The organism is Paenibacillus ihuae, assembly GCF_001368795.1.
GTDB classification, from domain to species: domain Bacteria; phylum Bacillota; class Bacilli; order Paenibacillales; family Paenibacillaceae; genus Paenibacillus_AQ; species Paenibacillus_AQ ihuae.
Map to the genome: position 1 here is coordinate 488,635 of NZ_LN831198.1, position 2,757 is coordinate 491,391.

A 2,757-nucleotide genomic window follows, 5' to 3' on the forward strand; every position below is an offset into this window, starting at 1 on the left:
CGTGCCGGTGCTGACCACGGTCGCCATTCTGCAGTTTTTCTCCTGCTGGAACGAATTTTCTTTTGCGCTGGTGCTGCTGAAGGATGAGTCGCTGCGGACAGTTCCGCTTGGCATGTCGTACTTTAAATCTCAGCACAGTACCAACTATCCGCAGCTGATGGCGGGAATGGTGCTGTCCATGCTTCCTGTTACCTTAATCTATTTTGCATTCAGCTCGCGCATTATCGCTGGCGTTATGTCAGGCGCAGTCAAGGGGTAAATCGCATGGACACTATAACTTCACACTAATGGAGGGATATTATGCTAAATAACAATTACGATCAGGAACTGCCGCAGCTGCGGACACCCGACCGTTCACGCTGGAATGAGTCCTTTTACCGCAGGTCAATGGAGCTGCCGGATGAGCTGCTGATCGGTGCCATTGACAGTCATGTGCACGCCGGTCCAGTGCTGAACTCGAACCCCGGGCATCTTGATCCGATCCAGGTGGCGCAGGAAGCCGCTGCTGCAGGCATGAAAAGCATTGTGTATTATGATGTTTTTGGCTGGGCTTCAGGAATGGCCTGGGTTGTGAACCGCCATGTTCCAGGCATTCATACTTATGGAGGCTATTTGATGAATTCCTGCCATGGCGGAATGAACCCCCGTTCGGTAAAAACTGCGCTGCACATGGAGGAGGGCTGCCGCTTCATCAGCTTCGGATCGCATTGTACCCGCCATTCCGCAGAACGGGAGTCTACATTGATCGACGGGAAGCTGGTTCCGTTCAAGGACGCTTTTCCGAAGTTTGCAGAGAAAGAGCTGCCTGTGGCGACATCAATCCCGCTGGAAGGACCTGTTCCGGAAGCGTTGGACGAAATTCTGAGCATGGTCGCGGAACATCCGGAGGTGTATCTGAACACGGGACATGTATCTGTTCCTGAGGCGCTGCGTCTGCTGGATCTTGCGGAGCAATACGGCATTGCCAAGGTGCTGATCGCCCATCCGGTGCGCGGCCAGATGACGATAGAGGAGCAGAAAGCGGCGGCGGCCAGAGGCGCTTTTCTGGAAGCCTGTCTTGTAGACTGGCTGTATCCTGATGTTCCCCGGACACATTACTATGTGGAGAGGGAATATATGGATATGGGTGCAGAGCTCGGGCGTTTCTCAAATGCGACAAAATGGATGAAAACCATCCGCGAAGTTGGAATCGACCAGTTCGTGCTTGGCACCGACTATGGCATCCGCGCAGCGTCGACGCCGGTACAGGGTATGAGGACAATGATCGCCAGTATGCTGGATTATCAGTTCTCTCCGGACGATATTTACCGGATGGTAGCTACCAATCCGGCAAGGCTGATCGGCATCGATTCATAGAGTACCGTGGGTATGCAGTTACAGTCAGCATGGACAGGAGGAGAGGCGCATGGAATCCTCGGCATCGTATGATCTCGTCATCACTGGAGGATCTATCGTTACGGAAGCAGCCGTAGAGCGTAAGGATATCGGCATAAAAAATGGATTGATTGCTGAAATCTCGGAGAATATCGATCCGGCAGGAGCCGCGGTAGTAGATGCACTGGGGTTGACCGTGATGCCAGGTGTAATCGACTCGCATGTGCATTTCAATGAACCGGGACTAGGCTCCTGGGAAGGGTTCCGGACGGGGTCCGCCGCGCTTGCAGCCGGCGGGGGAACCTGCTTTTTGGATATGCCGCTTAATGGAATTCCTCCAACCGTTACCCTTACCGCACTTCAGCGGAAGAGGGAGTGTGCGTCAGGCAGAACTTATGCTGATTACGGCTTCTGGGGAGGGTTAATGCCCGGCCATCTTAAGGACCTGCCTCTGCTGGCACAGGCTGGAGTGATCGGATTCAAGGCATTCATGTCCTCTCCGGGTGACAAGGACAAGGAAGCGTTCCGCCGTTCGGACGACCAGACCCTCAAAGAAGGGATGCGGATTATCGCTGAGACCGGAAAGGTGCTGGCACTCCATGCGGAGCATGAGCCTACTGTAGCACGCCTAACCCGGGAAGCCCGCAGCCAGGGACGGCTTGGCGCGGAGAGCTATGCCGCCTCCCGTCCCATAGAAGCGGAGGTGGAGGCGGTAGAAACGGCACTGCGTTATGCGGCCGAAAGCGGATGCCGTCTGCATTTCGTCCACATCAGCAGCGAGTCTGCTGCGGGACGCATCCGGGATGCCCGGAAGTCAGGACTCGATGTAACGCTGGAGACCTGCCCCCATTATCTTTGCCTGACTGACAGAGATTTCGCGGCTATGGGTGCGGTGGCTAAATGTGCGCCTCCCCTGCGTGACGCAGAAGAGCAGGCCCGGTTGTGGAACAGATTACAGCAAGGCTGGTTCGATTTCCTGGCTTCCGATCATTCGCCCTGTCCGGCAGAGCTGAAGACCGGCCCGGATATGTTCGAAGCCTGGGGCGGCATCGCAGGTGTACAGAGCACACTTGAGCTGATGCTGGATGAAGGGCATCAGAAACGGGGCATTCCGCTGCCGCTGCTGGCACGGCTGCTGTCAGGGACTCCTGCCGAGCGATTCGGACTGGCTTCGGTGAAGGGACGCATCGCATTAAACTGCGACGCCGATCTGGCCCTCGTCGATCTGAACGCCTCATATACGCTGCAGACATCTGACCTGTATCAGAAGCACCAGCATTCGCCGTATATCGGCCGCAGGTTCGGGTGCAAAGTGAAGAAGACACTGCTGCGGGGCCGGATGATGTATAACGACGGAGAGGGACTTCTATATCCAGGGAACGG

Annotated in this window: 2 protein-coding genes and 1 pseudogene; all 3 read left to right on the plus strand. The window is 55.8% G+C overall.

Translation table 11 applies throughout. The features are described from left to right. A pseudogene (locus tag AQR02_RS32970) lies at window positions 1–259 on the plus strand (carbohydrate ABC transporter permease); the annotation flags it as partial. 41 nt (window positions 260–300) lie between these two features. Further along, on the plus strand, window positions 301–1,356 hold the full coding sequence (locus AQR02_RS02280) for a DUF6282 family protein (RefSeq protein ID WP_054939209.1): 1,056 nt from the start codon (window positions 301–303) through the stop codon (window positions 1,354–1,356). A 49-nt stretch (window positions 1,357–1,405) separates the two neighbouring features. Next, window positions 1,406–2,757, plus strand: a 1,352-nt coding sequence (gene allB, locus AQR02_RS02285; protein ID WP_054941957.1) for an allantoinase AllB, incomplete at its 3' end; no start/stop codon positions are given.